General features: G+C 24.5%; 7 protein-coding genes. 6 read left to right on the top strand and 1 reads right to left on the bottom strand.

What is annotated here, in order from left to right:
• Positions 1-49: 49 nt before the first annotated feature.
• The 6 genes from ihfB to GFV14_RS03105 all read left to right on the top strand — a co-directional run bounded on the left by ihfB (position 50) and on the right by GFV14_RS03105 (position 13,578).
• The gene (gene ihfB / locus GFV14_RS03130; protein WP_457914217.1) at positions 50-334 is read left to right on the top strand and encodes an integration host factor subunit beta; all 285 of its coding nucleotides are present in this window, start codon (positions 50-52) and stop codon (positions 332-334) included.
• 3,806 nt (positions 335-4,140) lie between these two features.
• Complete coding sequence (msbA, locus tag GFV14_RS03125; RefSeq protein ID WP_457914216.1) at positions 4,141-5,886, top strand: lipid A ABC transporter ATP-binding protein/permease MsbA; 1,746 nt, start codon at positions 4,141-4,143, stop codon at positions 5,884-5,886.
• Positions 5,883-6,881 carry a tetraacyldisaccharide 4'-kinase gene (gene lpxK, locus GFV14_RS03120; protein ID WP_457914215.1) on the top strand — a complete coding sequence of 333 codons (999 nt, stop codon included), beginning with the start codon at positions 5,883-5,885 and terminating at the stop codon, positions 6,879-6,881. The genes msbA and lpxK overlap by 4 nt, the downstream gene beginning before the upstream one ends.
• 703 nt (positions 6,882-7,584) lie before the next feature.
• Positions 7,585-7,764, top strand: coding sequence for a Trm112 family protein (locus tag GFV14_RS03115; RefSeq protein WP_457914214.1), 180 nt, complete (start codon positions 7,585-7,587; stop codon positions 7,762-7,764).
• Between the two features lie 6 nt (positions 7,765-7,770).
• Positions 7,771-8,514 carry a 3-deoxy-manno-octulosonate cytidylyltransferase gene (gene kdsB / locus GFV14_RS03110; protein ID WP_457914213.1) on the top strand — a complete coding sequence of 248 codons (744 nt, stop codon included), beginning with the start codon at positions 7,771-7,773 and terminating at the stop codon, positions 8,512-8,514.
• A 4,437-nt stretch (positions 8,515-12,951) separates the two neighbouring features.
• The gene (locus GFV14_RS03105; protein ID WP_457914212.1) at positions 12,952-13,578 is read left to right on the top strand and encodes an MBL fold metallo-hydrolase; all 627 of its coding nucleotides are present in this window, start codon (positions 12,952-12,954) and stop codon (positions 13,576-13,578) included.
• Positions 13,579-14,495: 917 nt separating this feature from the next.
• Here the strand turns inward: GFV14_RS03105 and GFV14_RS03100 are convergent.
• On the bottom strand, positions 14,496-15,686 hold the full coding sequence (locus tag GFV14_RS03100) for an amino acid aminotransferase (protein ID WP_457914211.1): 1,191 nt from the start codon (positions 15,684-15,686) through the stop codon (positions 14,496-14,498).
• Between the last annotated feature and the right edge of the window lie 1,903 nt (positions 15,687-17,589).

The raw sequence follows: 17,589 nt of genomic DNA, 5'->3' as shown, positions 1-17,589 counted from the left end.
TAGGAATAATTAAACTTACTTTCTCGTAACTTTAATTTAGGGAGGTGTTATGACTAAGTCTGAATTAATAGAAAAGCTGACGACTCAGCAATCCCATATTTCCGCACAAGTTGTTGAGGCAGCTGTTAAAGAAATTCTTGAACATATGACTAATACACTGGCTAGTGGTGAACGTATAGAAGTTCGTGGATTCGGGAGTTTTTCTATTCACTACCGTTCTCCTCGTGTTGGGCGTAACCCAAAGACTGGTGAAACAGTAGAATTAGCAGGAAAGTATGTTCCTCACTTTAAGCCAGGAAAAGGATTACGTGAGCGTGTAAATATTTACGGTTAATCATTTGATTGTAAATTGTAATGATTATTTTAAACGGTGCTGATATTATACGGTACCGTTTTTTATTTTTTGTGCGTAAGTATTAAATTATTTAGTGAATTTTATTTAATTTAATCTCATACTTTCTTCTAAAGAAATGATAATTAGATCATCTTGATTTTATAATCTGATTAAATAGTTAACTATTTTATATAAGGTTGTTAGTGTATTTATAATTTTTTTTAAGCAGTTAGTAATATATATGATCAAGTAATAATTAATCTTTTATTATTATAATCTTCGATAATGTTTTGGCATGCAAATTTTTATTTTTTAATAAAATTCTGTATAATATTGCAATATTAATTACGTTTTTTAGACTTTTTAATTTTCCTTTGGTATAATGTTTATTTAGTGTTAATAAATTTTTGAGATGTATTGTATTTAAATATCTAGTTTTATATGATATAAGCGTTATACAGAGTGACTTATGTCAGTTATTATTTAAGTAATAATATTTATTATGATGAAAAAATAGTGAATGATGTTCATACGTTTTAGCGAGGTTTATATTATCTTCAATAAGGATAATATTAATTTTTCACTGACCTTTGTAATATTCTAATGTATTAGACTTATTTTTTAATTCGGTTGATTTAGTATTAATGATATATTTATATATGATTCTAAAATGCTATTTTAGCTAGCTGTATGTGTATAAGTTTTTTTGAAATACGTATTATTATCTGTTTAATATAGTACCATTTATTATCATTACTTAATGACATATAGTGATAAGTACATATAGGTATTTTATGAGATATTGTTAGGGATATTTTTAAGCAGTCTAAGATTGTTTTGGATAATATTACCAAATTAAGTATCATAATTTTAGTTATAATTTTTTATATTTTTTAGACTAATCGAGAGAGATATTTTGTATGTTAATAATGTCTTATATTATTTTGTCGGGATTATTTTAATTCTTTTTAGTTTGTTTACTATATAAGTATAGTGTGTAAAAGAAAAAGGATTTAGACTAAATGAAATAAAATTTCTGAATTGAAAATTACATATTGATTTTAGTTTCATTATTTCTTTTGAATGAAGGATTCAAGCTGTGTGTAAAAATTGTGGTTTAATAGATACTTAATAGTATTATTTTAAATTTGTGGCTTCATAAGGAAAATCAATTATGATTCCGTTTATTTTATTAATATCAGAGTATAAATATGTAAGATATAATAATACAAGTACAAAATATTAATCAATATGACTTAATATATTTTCATTTTTTAAAAACGACATAGCTTATTTATATTGTATATTTAGTTTTTTTGATTATAGATTAATAGATCTTAGATTTAGCAATAAAATTATATTATTTTATATGAGTTCAATTTCAGTCTAAAAGAATAAAATATAATACTTATTATCCGCTAAAGAGAGAAAAAATTTTTTTATAACATTGCTTAAAAAGATAAATTTTTTGTGATGTTTCACTTAATTTTACGTACATTTGAGATAATTAGCGACATACTATCAAGAGATTTTATCTATGTTATAGTCGAACTCGAAAAATACAAATTCTTCATATTGATATTATAATAAAATCTAAGTTAGTGAACGTTTCAGCTTTATGATATTGACTCTATAGGTAACTGAACGAATGCTTGCGAGAGTAAATGAAATGTAATTATTTGATTTCTTAAAGGTGAAGCGTTTTGTTTTAAAAAATAGAGTTAAAGCTTATTTTGAGTGATTTAATATCATTTGTATGTTGTTACTATTAATATAACTTATTAATTATTAAATAATTTTAAACTTAAAAAATATTACTGTTACTTTTTCATTAATATTTTAAATATATGAGATGAAGTATTAATGTTTTTAACAGATATTATAAGACCTTTTAGAAAAAAGATTTGATTACTTACATTTACTTGGATAATTAATTGGTATTATTCACGAAGTATGTATTCTTATATTTTGATTACTTACTATAATTTGACATTTAATAGCGTTTCTAATGATTTTTTGCATATACAGCACGTTATATCTATCATTATAAGATGGTAATAAAAATTATATTTTTAGAGTTATTTTCATACTATATTATAATATTATAATATGATAGTAATCATTTAAAGCATATTATTTTAATAAGAATAATATTATTATAATATTTACAATTATTTTGATAGAGATCAACTTATGTATAGCATATATAATATTAGAAATAATGTATTGGTAGCGTATTCATTCATCTAAATAATATTGTTTTTATGATAGTCAGAGATGTAAATATGTATAAATTTTATATTTTATTTTGTATGAAATGATAAAATCAATAATTAGTTAATAACTTGTTGTTAATAGTTAGATTACTGTACTACATTATTAAATTTTAAAAATTTAATTATTTAAAAATTAGCATTTCTAAATAATGATTATTAGTATCACGCTATTTATTTAATTAAATAAAAATATAAAATATAATTAGTAATATTTTAATATAAAGAGATCTATATATTATAATTTTATATATTAAATATTTAATATAATTTATTAAAACTATTTAATTTTTTAAATTAATAATGTAATTATTAAAGATTTTATATTTGTTACGTATAATTTTAATATTTAAATATATCATCTTACTAATAAATTTTGAATGTTATTTTAGGAAATAAGTTATAAAGTTTTATATTAAAATTATACTAACTATATTAGTAAATCGTTGATATTTTTAAAATAGATTATGATTATATTTTATATATAAATATATATAAAATATAATCATAATCTATTTTTTATTTTGTAAATTATTTAAAGAATTTATGATTAGTTAATAATTCTCTATTAATTTTAATATTTTATTATTTTTACTGAAATATATAAAATTTTATTTTAGAATTTTAATTGTGTGATAGATTATTTGATTTATTATATCATGTAATTGTAAATTAGATATAAATATTATGTTTTGGTAATATTTTTGTGTAAGTAATTAAAATTTTATAAAATACTCAAAAGAAATAAATTAGAATTTAATAGCAGTTTTTACTAAACATAAACGTTATATTTTTTAAACAAGAGAATTTAATACATATAATATTATGAATAATTAGGTTAAAAATAATGCTCAATAAAATTATTTATTCTTTAAACTAAAATGATATTACAATTATTAATATTATTTTAACTCACAACTATTTAATCATACAGTGGTATCTTTATTTTTATTCGATCAATGTACATAGCGTAAAGAAGATTGGTAGTATGAATAACACAGTTAAATTTTTTATTATAAAAATCAAGAAGAACTATAAAAATCTTAACATTAAAATATTCTAACTAAAAAATTTTGTTAAACTAGTAGATAAAAATAATTCTTATATATTTGAGGTGAGCTATAAATATGATAAATATTGATTATAAAATGCAGAAAAATAAGAAAAAATTCTATTATTGATTTGTATAAATCTCAATTTAAAAAATGTTTTCATTTTATTACCATTATAGTAGTTAGACTTTATTAAAATTATTATTTATTATAATGCTTGAATGAAAAATTACATTTTACTTTTTGAAGATTTAATTTCTGAGAGATTATTATCAAATAAAGTGTATTTTTGATATAAAAGCAGGAATATAAAATAAATGAATACAATTCAGTCATGTTATATAGCTATTTTCTTTAAAAAAAGAAAATATAAAATACTTTCGTTATAGAAATAAAATAAAACATCGTTAGTATCATCTCTGGATTGGTAATCTGCTACCCAGCAGAATAGCTTGTTTAAATTCAGTTTGGTAACAACAACATGAATGATAAAAATCTTTCGACACTACAAACATTTCGCCGCTTATTACCTACGATTGCACTTTTTAAAATAGGTTTAATTGTTGCTACTATTGCTTTAGTGATTAATGCAGCAGGTGATGCGTTTATGATTTCTTTATTAAAACCTTTACTTGATGAAGGTTTTGAGAAAGCTGATAATGATGTTCTAAAATGGCTTCCTCTTGCGTTGTTAAGTTTAATGATTATGCGTGGTTTATCTAGTTTTGTCTCAACTTATTGCATTTCATGGGTATCAGGGAAAGTCGTAATGAGTATGCGGTGTAAACTATTTAGTCATATGATTGGCATGCCTGTTAGTTTTTTTGATCAACAATCTACAGGGATACTACTGTCAAGAATTATCTATGATTCAGAACAAGTGGCTTCATCCTCCTCAAGTGCATTGATTACAATTATTCGTGAAAGTGCTTATATTATTGGTTTATTTTTAATGATGTTTTATTATAGCTGGCAATTATCTCTTATTTTGATTTTTATAGCGCCAATTGTGTCTATTACCGTTCGCATAGTCTCTAAACGTTTTCGCAAAATTAGTAAGAGTATGCAAACAGGAATGGGTCATGTGACTTCGAGTGCTGAGCAGATGTTAAAAGGTCATAAAGAGATCTTGATTTTTGGTGGAAAAAAAGTTGAAACTGAACGTTTTCATAAAGTTAGCAATCATATGCGTAGTCAGTCTATGAAGATGGTGACAGCTTCTGCGATTTCTGATCCTATTGTTCAATTAATTGCTTCATTTGCATTAGCATTCATATTATATGCGGTCAGTTTTCCTGAAATTCGTAATGAGTTGACATCGGGTACTACCGCAGTTGTTTTTTCATCTATGTTTGCTTTAATGCGACCATTAAAATCATTAACAAATGTGAACGCTCCTTTTCAACTTGGTATGTCTGCATGTCAGACATTGTTTACTATTTTAGATAGCGAACAAGAAAAAGATTTAGGGACAAGAGTATTATTGGAGATTAAAAGAGAAATTGAGTTTAAAAGTGTTACTTTTACTTATGCGACTAAAGAGCACCCTACCTTAAATAATATTTCATTCAAGTTACCTGCAGGAAAATCAGTAGCATTAGTAGGGCGTTCAGGTTCAGGTAAATCAACTATAGCTAATTTGATCACCCGTTTTTATGATATAGACAAAGGGAGTATTTGTATTGATGGTCATGATATTCGGGAATATACTCTTGAATCATTACGTAGTCAAGTGGCAGTAGTTTCACAATATGTTTATCTATTTAATGATACGATTGCAAATAATATTGCTTACGCAACTAATGGTTGTTATAACCGTCAGCAAATTGAAAAAGCAACAGAAATTGCTTATGCAATGGACTTTATTATTAAATTAGACAAAGGTTTAGATACTGTTATTGGTGAAAATGGTGTCATGTTATCTGGTGGACAACGTCAACGTATTGCTATTGCGCGAGCACTATTACGAAATTCACCTATTCTTATATTAGATGAAGCAACATCATCATTAGATACGGAATCAGAACGTGCTATTCAAGCTGCTTTATATGAATTGCAAAAGAATAGGACTTCTTTGGTAATTGCTCATCGATTGTCAACAATTGAAAATGCTGATGAAATTTTAGTAGTTCAAGATGGTAGTATTATTGAGCGAGGCAGTCATAAGTCATTACTTTCTGATCATGGGCCTTATGCTCAGTTATATAAGATACAATTTCGTCAATGATAGAGCGAATCTGGTCTGGGAATTCATGGTTGTATATTTTATTACTTCCTTTGTCATTCCTTTATGGTTTTAGTGTATTAGTTAGACGTATCAGTTATAAAATTGGATTATTTCGTTCGTGGAAAGCATCTGTTCCTGTTGTGATTGTTGGTAATTTAACAGTTGGCGGTAATGGAAAGACCCCTGTTGTCATTTGGATAGTGGAATCTTTGACGAAAGCAGGCTATCGAGTTGGTGTTGTATCTCGTGGATATGGTGGAACAGCAAAGCGATATCCCCTAGTTTTAACTCCAACGATAACAACTATTCAAGCAGGTGATGAGCCTGTTTTAATCTACAACAGAACTAAAGTACCAGTTGCTGTTGCACCTAAACGTACTGATGCTATTAAAATATTACTTAAAAATTATGCATTAGATGTAATTGTTTCAGATGATGGCTTGCAACATTATGCCCTTTCAAGGGATTATCAAATTATTGTGATTGATGGAAAACGTCGTTTTGGTAATGGTTGGTGGTTACCAGCAGGTCCTATGCGTGAGCGAGAAAAACGTCTTAAGACAGTGAATGCAGTGATTATTAATGATGGATCACCACGAAAAAATGAAATTCTTATGGTTCTTGAGGGCAATATTGCTGTTAATTTACTGAGTGGTTATAAAACTCCAGTTACTGAACTAAAAACTATAGTTGCTATGGCCGGAATTGGTTATCCATCTCGTTTTTTTACTGTATTAGAAAATAAAGGACTGCAACTTATTCAAACGTACGCTTTTTCTGATCATCAATCCTATCAAAGACAAAAACTTATTTTATTAACACCAAATAATGAGATTTTATTAATGACAGAAAAAGATGCAGTAAAATGCCAGTCTTTTGCTCAACCAAATTGGTGGTATTTACCTGTTCAAGCATCTTTAAATGTTTTTGATGAACAGAAGATATTAAGTGCAATTAAAAATATAATAAATAATTATAAAAATATTTGCCGTTAATTATTGATAATATTAATAATGTACTCAATGTAATATATATTGATTATATTTTATAGACGGATATAATATATTAATAAATTATTTTATTTTAGATTAAAATAACCAATGGTGATCTTGAGCTAAAATTTTATATTTTTAAAATTTTGAAATTATTTATTACATGTAATATCTTAATATCAATAATACTGTGAAGTTTAAGCAAACAATTAATATATAACAATTATATATAGCGTGTGAAATTTTTATAATAGTATGTCCAAATAGTACATATACTTACTTTTAAATTTTTGAATAATTTATAAAAATTATCATAAGATATTATGTATCAAAAGTAACAATATCACTATAAATAAGAATTATCATTATTTATAATAAAGGGAATTTTAAGATGCATTTTCAATTACATATGGGTCGAGTAAAATAATTAGATGTAAATAGAGATTATGGTTTATTTTAACCACCAATGGTGGTGATGATGTCTTTTTTATGCGTAAATTAATTGCAAATAAAAAATTAGATTATTCTTTGAAGGTTAAAACGTCGAGTTTTCTATTACTCAACATTCTTATGGTATCACGGCTGCTGATGTTATCAGCTTATGAATTTAAATAATAAACATGTTTATTTAAAAAATTAAAGTGAACGGTTGTATTTTCTTGTGGTACTCTTATCAAAAGTTAGTTAAATTCACTCAGGAGAAAATATGCATCACTGTTTACTTGAAATTATTGTTTGTCCTGTTTGCCATGGTAAATTAAATTATAATAAAGATAATTTTGAGCTTACTTGTAATTTTGATCATCTTGCTTATCCTATCCGTAATGGTATTCCTGTTTTATTAAAAAATGAAGCGCGTCAACTTCCATTAGATGATAGACAGTAATCATTGATGTTTATTGTTATTATTCCTGCTCGTTACGCGTCTACTCGTTTACCAGGTAAACCTCTCGCGGATATTCATGGTCAAATCATGATTGTGAGAGTGATGCGTCAAGCGATTAAATCAGGAGCATTTCGTGTAATCATCGCAACAGATCATAGAGATGTATTTTCTGCTATTGTTGAAGCTGGTGGTGAAGCCTGCATGACGAATGTAAATCATCAATCAGGCACAGAAAGGTTGGCTGAAGTTATTAATATATACGGTTTTTCTGATAATGAAATTATTGTTAATGTACAGGGTGATGAACCTTTAATTCCACCTGAGATTATTAGCCAAGTGGCTCATAATCTTCAAGTTAATAATGCTCAAATGGGTACATTAGCAGTAAAAATTCGTCATCCCTCGGAAATATTTGATCAGAATATTGTAAAAGTTGTTACAGATCATGCAGGGTATGCTTTATATTTTTCTCGTGCGACTATTCCATGGAATAGAGATGAATTTGTATTAAGGAAAAAAACTATCAGTAACTATTTTTTACGTCATATAGGTATTTATGCTTATCGTGCTGGTTTTATTCGTCGTTATGTAACTTGGAATGTAAGTCCTTTAGAAAAAATTGAAATGCTTGAACAATTAAGGGTGCTTTGGTATGGAGAAAAAATTCATGTAGATCTTGCTAAAAAAATACCAGGTATAGGTGTGAATACGTCTAAAGATCTTGATATAGTTCGGAAGTTATTTACCTAACTGTGGAGTAGATGTATTATTCACGAAGGTGTACTTTTATATAAGTTATATTTTGTCTCTATGATCTTTCAATGTTTTTTATAAAATATCTAATGTAAGTGTAGTTTATAGTTTGAATAAAATAACTATTAATATTTAAAAATTTTTAAAAATAGTTTATTAATTTATAACATGTATCGTCAACTATTGTTAGTTGTATATAATTCTATCTTATTCTTTTTGGGCTGTCATATGGGACTGTATATCATATTTAAATACACAACTGATTACAAACACTGTCAAAGATAACCGATCTATTTGATTCAATACGTATTCATTGTAATTTTTAGTAAAATGCAGAAAGAATATATCTACTTTATAATATAAATGCCTTAAAAGATCAATGTCTTAAATGTTCTATACTTTATTAGGGGAAAAATAGACTTGCATGCTTCTTCATGTAAACAATCTAATTTCTTTTGAAATGATTAAAAATCATTCGCTAATAATAAGAAAGTATTACTAAAAAATTGTTAATTACAAAAGTTTGATGTGGATATTCTCAGTTCATTTAAAGAGTATTTCTCTGCAGAGGACTCTTGAGTGCCTAAGGATATATTGACAAAAACTGCATCTTATTTGTAGTAATATTTTTATATTTTTAATAAAATAATTTTTACTGAGAAGGTATTTAATATATCAATATATTTATTTAGTTACCATCGGTAAAATCATTATACCAGTGGGATGGAAGTGGAGATTTTATAAATAAATAAAGTCCTGAAATAATACTAATAAAACTGAGTGTTAGTAGTCAATAGTTAACGTTAAAAAAACATTAATGTATTATTTTTTAAAAAATGAATACAAGCAATCTACTTCTTAACACATATTATCAATTAGTTTCTTAGTATTGTTTAGTATAATATCTGTATTAGCTTAAATTAAGCTATAATTTATTATGATGTTATAGTGAGTCACTTGAAGTATTTATAAGCCATTGCGTTTTTCATAACAAAGCATCATATAATTAGAGTAATAAAAAAAATAAAATTTCAATATTTCTTACATTGTCTTCTTGTTTGATTATATTGTTGAAACTGACAAGCATCTTTTCAGAGACTAAATATTTGTATAAGATATAAAGAATCTAAAAATATTTTAACTTGTATCATTGTTGTGTATTAAAATGTATGTTATAATTTCCTTTTTTATATAAGTTATATGCTTATTGATATATTTTTTTATTCATAAGATTATTAGTTTGCATTATTATCGTATAAGATTAATCTGAATTTTTTTCATGACATCTATTATTTAATTCTAGCGTTATTCTGATAATTTTTATTTAAATCATGGAACTTTTAAAATTAGTATCTGTATTTTTAATAGATGAAATATTAATATTAAAACATAATGCTGTCATTTTGTTATTACTTAACAAGAACTTTCACAACTATACTATTAAATATATATGTAGCAGAATTAGATTTGATTTTTAGGGTTTTTAAAATAATAAATATTAATATTAATATTAATAATTTTAAATTAAAAATATATATTATACCGTTAATTGTCTGTAATGATATTTTTCAGTAAAAATATTTTACACAGAGATTCTCATTTTTTTATTAATCGAAAAGGGTGTGATGTGTTTAATTTTTTAATTAATTCCAGTGTTTTAAGTTTTTTATTCTTCAAGGGTGCGTCAATCATTATGTTGAAAAAATTTTCAATACTGACCGTAACACGCTTTCTTAATTTCTTAATAATATACTTGAAATTATTTTAGATTTTCAGTTTACCGTTTAAAGATTATTTCAATTTTAAAATATTAAAAATTCAATTCTATACTGAAAATGAGTTTATTATAAATTAAGAAGTAGCATTATAATTAAGTTTATAATTATTGTAATAATAATATATTTTGATTATACATAGACTATGTTTAACACGGAAGATTATAAATATCTCATCTATAATACTGTAATGAATTATAATAGTAATTAAATAAAAATTAAATCAGTGATTTATATTTCATTACATATTAATTTATTTAATTTATTTATTTTTAATAAATAATATGTGATATTATTGTATAATTAATTGATGTTTATAAAACTTAATTACTTTATATGATTTTAAAATAATGAGTCAATTTATATGAATTTTTATAAATTTAAATAAAATAAATATATTTTGATACTTAAATTTTTAGTGCGATAGTAAATTATGAAAGAATAATATTTAGTATAATTAATAAATAAATAATTTTTATTTATTAATTAATTTAAGATAGATGATAATATTAAAATAGTAAAATTTTATAAATAACTATAAGTTCTTTCTTAATATGTTACAGGGTATTATTGTGAGTTTCAAATAACAATTATATAGCTTGATCCATCGTTTTTCTTCAGAAAAATTAATAATATTTATGCCAGGTATTGTGGAGTAGCAGGATAAACAGAAAGTCTATTTTAAATTACATGAGTTTAATAGTATTATTTAAATAATATTCTTTATACAATTTTTTAAATTTATGTCGATAAATATATGTAATGAATTTAAAAATATGAAATCTTTTTATATAATTTGTATCGAATTTAAATAAACTGACATAGTAGATATTTAACATACACTCAATGATTAGCGATGATTTATTAAAAATATTAAATGCATTAAATTAGTTCAATGTATCATTTTATTTTATTTTTATGTTTTAGACATAAATCTAATATTGTATAGAAGTGTTAATGAGTATTAACATTCATGATATCTAAAAGTAATTTACATATACTGGATTTAATAGAAGTAGACATAAAGTAATCACTAGAGTCTGTTATGGTCGATTGTCTCAGTGAATTTATAAGAGTTTTTTCATATCCACTGATGAATAGAGAAATTCTTAAAAACTAAAAAGTTCGACAGTAGAATTAGCGAAATTAATACTAAGCTTGAGTTATTTTAAGACTATCACCATGATACTTTGTAAAGTTTTGTATTAATAAAGAGCATTTAATTATATTAAAATTTATTGATATGTTGATTATAAAATAATAATCAATATGAAAAATTATAAAAGTATTTTACATAGTAATAAATGATTGAATGTATAAAATATAAATTAGAAGAATTGAAAGTATAATAAAAGTTAATAGTCAACTATTACGTATGATTTCAGGAATAAATAAAACTAGCATGCTATTTTATAGCTTTAGTAATTTATTAAATTTTTATTTGAATATTTAGTTAGTTTTAAAATTAAAAGTTATTGTTAATTATTTAGATAACAAGATTTATCATGAGTTATGTATGGTCATTATATATAACTCAATAAAATGCAGATTACGTTGAGTGGAATAAATGTAATACATTATTTTAAAATAAAACACACTATTTATTTTAACGTATAAGTTAAAAAAGTATATGTAATATGTGACAAAATTTATTTAAATTTGATCCATATCTGATGAATATTTTTATGATTCCTAAGTGAATTTTTGTATTAGCAATGTAACCCTAGGTAAAGATAGCAAGTTTTCTAAGTTATTATAATTTAAATGTTAAGTTCAGTGTATTGCAATGCATGAAGAAAACGTATTGATAAGTATTTTATTAAATGATGTATACTATTAATAAAAATATTGATAGTAAAATAAAAAATTGATAAAATATACGTATATCTCTAATAGTATTTTATTGATCTTTAATAGAACATCTCTGAAATGGATCAAGATTAATAAGATCAATATTAAGTCAATTTTTACCAGCGTGGTAAAATTACTGATAACACTACTGAAAAGTATACAATGTCTTTCTAGAAATAAAAAATTTCGTATGAATGACAAATGAGTTCATTAAAATTTAATTTCTCTGATTCTTATTGTGAGTTTTGTCAATATTTTCTAATTATTTTTAATGCTTTGTATGAGGAGAGTGAAGTATTAATGATTTTATATTTTTTGATTTAGTTAGGATATAATTATACTAATTTATATTTAGTTATAAAAATAAATATTTTCATTAAATATCATTATTTTTTTATTTAAATTACTTAAAACGAATTTATCATTGAGATATATATTTTATTAAAAGATCTCTTTCGTAATGATTATCATAATAAATTTTAAAATATTAAACCGGAGTTATTTGATTGAATGTGTTTATTATAGATAATAATAGCGTTAAATAAAACAGTGTAAGTGATTTTAGGTTATGATCTCATTAAACAAAAAATATATTTGCATTAGAAATAGTATTCACATTGTTAAAATATCACACTTGTATTATGCAATAGATATGTATATTAAATTTTTTAGTTTAATAATATTTAGAAAAATTTTTAAAAGTACACGCTAGTATTTACTAGCGAAAAAACTTTGTTTATGTTAATATAGATCAGTGAAAATATGAGCAGACTTATATAGATGATAAAGATTATGGAGTAATGTTTTAATGCAGTATATTATTATCCCAGTCACTACTTTTACCCAGAACTGTCATATTATTTGGGATGAAAGCTCAAGAAAAGCTGTAGTTGTTGATCCAGGTGGTGAACCTGAAAAATTGATTACAACCATTGAAGAGGGTAATTTTAAACTCACGAAAATTTTTCTAACACATGGACATTTTGATCATATCAATGCTTCCGCTATTCTTGCGAAATATTTTAATATACCTATTTATGGTCCGCAAAATGAAGATGATTTTTGGATTAAATCACTAGAAGAACAAAATAAAATATTTAATATTTTTGAATATTATAACTTTACTCCTGATTATTGGTTAGAAGAAGGAGATTCAGTGACTTGTGGTTCGATAAAATTTGATATTCTACATTGCCCAGGTCATACACCAGGCCATATCATTTTTGTTAATCATGCGGATAAATTTATTTCAATGGGTGATGTATTATTTAAAGGTAGCGTAGGTCGTAGTGATTTTCCTCGTGGGAATTATCAAACTTTAATTAGATCTATTAAAGATAAAATCTTACCTTTAGGAGATGAATATCAATTTATTCCTGGGCATGGCCCAATGTCAAACATTGGACACGAGCGTAAAAGTAACCCTTTTTTATAAAATTAGCAGAAGAAAGTCTGATAATTATGCTTGTTGCTCTAATTAATTATAATGATTTCAGTAAGTTTATCTGCGTGATTTACTCCACTTCTTTATATTCTAAAGAAGTGTTATGCATGTTATACAAGCTCAATTATTATTGAGTTTATTCAGTATTTTATATCCGTTTATACGAAAAGAAATTTTAGAATTAAAATTATAGGAAGATATGAAAATAACTTAGTATAGTTTTTTAGTATTTAAGTACGTTGTAAGGTTAATAAATATATATTGAGATATCTAAAATTTAATATATTTATTTATATAAGTGTCATTAATTCACTTACGCTTAGAACAAAAATAATTTTGCATAAGATTAAAATTATTAAAATTACTTTTGACTATATTCTTCCTAATATGTATTGTTACTGTATATGGTTAGATTCTCAATATCTATAAATAATAGTTTTTTATTACAGAAACAACTTTACTCATATTAAAAGTGCGTTTACTCTTTTGAATCTGCATGTACAATAATTAATATATATTAATTAAGTATGAAAATTGTTGTAAGGTTATTATGAATACTGACAAGTACTTTGCTAAACATATTTTTAATGTGATTATTGTCAGTATGGCCTTTATTTTTGATATTTTCTCTTTTCAAAGTTTGAAAAAGTAATATTGTGATATTTTTATTTGAAAGTCATAATTGAAGAGAGGACTATTTTATCAGGTGTTGTGAAAAATATTTAGTAGAAACATAAATACCTAATACATATTAACATCTAAAAACTTCTAAGTTTTTAATTACTAAAAAAATACAATATTATTTTATAAAAAATTTTAATTTCTATGAGTCTACTATCTTTTTATCCCTAGAAGATGCATGACAATTATGACGTGTTAATAATCATCATCAATAGATGATTAAGTGACTAGATCACTTCAATGATTGCTTCGCATAAAGGAAAGATATTTTTATAAGTTAATCCAGAAATGTTAATACGACCAGAGTTTATTGCATAAATTCCAAACTCGCTACGTAGACGCTCTACTTGTTTTTTTGTTAATCCACTAAAGGAAAACATACCATTTTGATTCTTTATGAAGCTAAAGTCCTGCTTAGCACCTTTTACTTCGAGAATATTTACCAAGAGATTTCGCATGCGTTTAATTCGTTCACGCATGGACGTAAGTTCTAGTAACCATTCAGTTTTTAGGGTTTTATCAGATAAAATTGTAGTGACTATTTCTGCCCCATGTGCTGGTGGGTTTGAGTAGGTTGCACGAATAATCGTTTCAAGTTGACTAAATGCACGTTCAGTATTATCAGCATCTTTAGTTATTATCGTGCATGCACCTACACGTTCATTGTATAAACTAAAGTTTTTTGAGTATGAATTTGCTATAATTATTTCTGGGTTTTCTTTAGTGAAAATTCGCAAGCTTTCAGTGTCTTCTTCTAAGCCTTTAGCGAAACCTTGATAAGCAAAATCAAAAACAGGTAGTAGATTTTTTTTAGCACATAGTACAGATAGCATCGCCCATTGTTTAAGTGTTGGATCAATTCCTGTTGGATTATGACAGCAACCATGCAAAACGATAACATCACCTGCCACTGCAGAAGATAAACTGTTTAATATGCTGTTAAAATTAATACTGTGATTAGCGGTATCATAGTAATTATAAGGTAGGATTGTAAAGCCAGATAATTTAAAGATATTTTGATGATTTGGCCAAGTTGGATCACTTATCCAAACACGTTTAGTGTTAGTCTGGTAAGCGATTAAGTCTGCAGCAATACGTAATGCAGCAGTTCCTCCGGGAACTTGTGCGGTACGTATGCGTTTAGAAGTAATAATTTCATGTTTTTTACCAAATAGTAATTCTTGAGTCACAAGATTAAATTCTGGTATACCTCTAATAGAAAGATAGTTTTTAGTATTTTCATTTTCCAGTAGAAATTTTTCTGCTTTCTTGACAGTGTTTAAAATAGGAGTTTTACCCGATTTATCTTTATAAACACCGATTCCAAGATTAATTTTATTTTTACGAGGATCTGCATGAAAACTATCAGTAAGATTTAAGATAGGATCAGGCAGGGCAGCGGTAATTTTTTCAAACATGTTATTAATTCCACAATGTAGTTTTCAGACTGAGGTATCCCCGATTAGATTAACGCGCAGAAAATAATTTGCCAATTTATTTCTTAGGTGTGAATTACGTACGTATTAAATATAGCATTTATTTGAGAAAATATTAGAATTAACTTTGAATAGTATTTATATGTAACTTGACATTCCTTATTAGCAGAAAATAATGTCTTCAGTAAGAGTAAAAGTTAATATATATAAGGTATTTACCGACTTAGTATATATCTTTAAAAAATTTTCTGGGATAGTATTTATTTTAGTTATCACTTTCAATAAAATAGAATAATATTATTATTGCAAATTTTGAAAAAAGAAATAGACAGAAATAGAAGAAACTGTGATAGTGTTCATATTCGAGCATGTGTTTAGCAAGATTTTGATTAAAATTTGTTATAACTTCAATATAACTTTCGACATAATAGATGCGTCAAATGTTTCGCATATAGATTCAGTTTGTTAAAATTTTTTTATACAGGTGAAATTTTTTCATTAAATAACCTATCTCTGTAATACTTTTTGAATTACTTGAATATGTAGTAATGATATATAATATGATATAAATAGTAAATCATAATTGATACTTTTGAGACTGCAAAAAAATACCTGTCTAAGTTAACGATATATTACTTAACGATTTTGACGCGAAAAAGTGATATATTAGTGAAAGATTTTAAATACTATATATGTAAATACTAGATATTTTTTGTAAAAGTAGAGTGTAACGGAAAGAATATTGCATTTGATGTCTAAGAGTTAAGTATTTAAATATACTGTTGTTAAATTGAAGGTATTTTAAAACCTAGAGTAAGTGCATGAAGTATTTCAATATCTGTTGCAGTATATAAAGCTAATATTTTTATTGACTATTCTTTTTTTTGGGAATCCCTTAAGTTTTTAACAAGCAGAAATATGAAACTACATTATTATATTGAACTAACATATTTTAATGGATCTCTCTTTTTCTATAACAATATTATAGTTATAATGATGCATATTATTTGACATCTTTCTATTATTATAATTATGTTAGTGCATATTATTGTCTGTGCTATTTTATAGAAAACAATACTGAAAGAATTATGAAACACAGTTTGGTGTATGTGAATATAAGATATTCAATCAAAATATTGTTTATTATTTTTCATATTTCTTCATTGAAATGTGTTTAAAGATAATATATTGTAATGTTTGTCAAATACTATAAAAGATGATATCTTGCGTTAGATGATATAATTGTCTTAATGCACAAGAATTTTAGTTTAATATTTAATGTAAAATCTTTCATGATTCTTCTTTAGTACTTGTAGGATCTTGTTAGTTAAATTTTCAAGTTGAATTAATTGAGTATTAAAATACGTTTATTAAGAGATAATAAATTTATATTTAAGATAGAATATAATTATGTGAGTTATAAAACTATACAAATAGATATATAGTATTATATTTTAGATGTATAGTTTTCTTTCTATTTTATTAAATAATATAGACAATCTTATGAGATCTATTCATGAAATAAATATACTAACATCTTTAATTATTAGAACACAAAAAAGTAAAGAGTTCAATATTTTTATTAGGGTAAGATAAATTTGTTTATAATATATCAAAATATTTTTAATATTTTTATTTAATGAGTGCTTAATAAGAATGCTAGGTAACTTCGTATTCGACATAACATCACAAATGCATTCATAATATCAAAAGTATTTAGTATAAATACTATCAGATGATTTAAAATTTGTATATTAATACAATGCTTAAGATAATAATTAACATTATTAGTTTAATTATTAGATGAAGAATTAATAATTGATTATATTATATTAATATCTTTAGTTTCTTTAAAAATACATTGCACAATTCTTTATTATTTTTA

Origin of the sequence: Candidatus Hartigia pinicola (assembly GCA_020541205.1) — a bacterium.
GTDB lineage: Bacteria > Pseudomonadota > Gammaproteobacteria > Enterobacterales > Enterobacteriaceae > Hartigia > Hartigia pinicola.
Note: the sequence above shows the minus strand (reverse complement) of the source record. Positions and strands in the feature narration are given on the sequence as shown.

Bases quoted from the DNA above. Each gene is read 5' to 3' on its own strand.
- ihfB (WP_457914217.1), top strand. From the start codon at position 50: ATGACTAAGTCTGAATTAATAGAAAAGCTGACGACTCAGCAATCCCAT.
- GFV14_RS03100 (WP_457914211.1), bottom strand. From the start codon at position 15,686: ATGTTTGAAAAAATTACCGCTGCCCTGCCTGATCCTATCTTAAATCTT.
- GFV14_RS03115 (WP_457914214.1), top strand. From the start codon at position 7,585: ATGCATCACTGTTTACTTGAAATTATTGTTTGTCCTGTTTGCCATGGT.
- msbA (WP_457914216.1), top strand. From the start codon at position 4,141: ATGAATGATAAAAATCTTTCGACACTACAAACATTTCGCCGCTTATTA.
- GFV14_RS03105 (WP_457914212.1), top strand. From the start codon at position 12,952: ATGCAGTATATTATTATCCCAGTCACTACTTTTACCCAGAACTGTCAT.
- kdsB (WP_457914213.1), top strand. From the start codon at position 7,771: ATGTTTATTGTTATTATTCCTGCTCGTTACGCGTCTACTCGTTTACCA.
- lpxK (WP_457914215.1), top strand. From the start codon at position 5,883: ATGATAGAGCGAATCTGGTCTGGGAATTCATGGTTGTATATTTTATTA.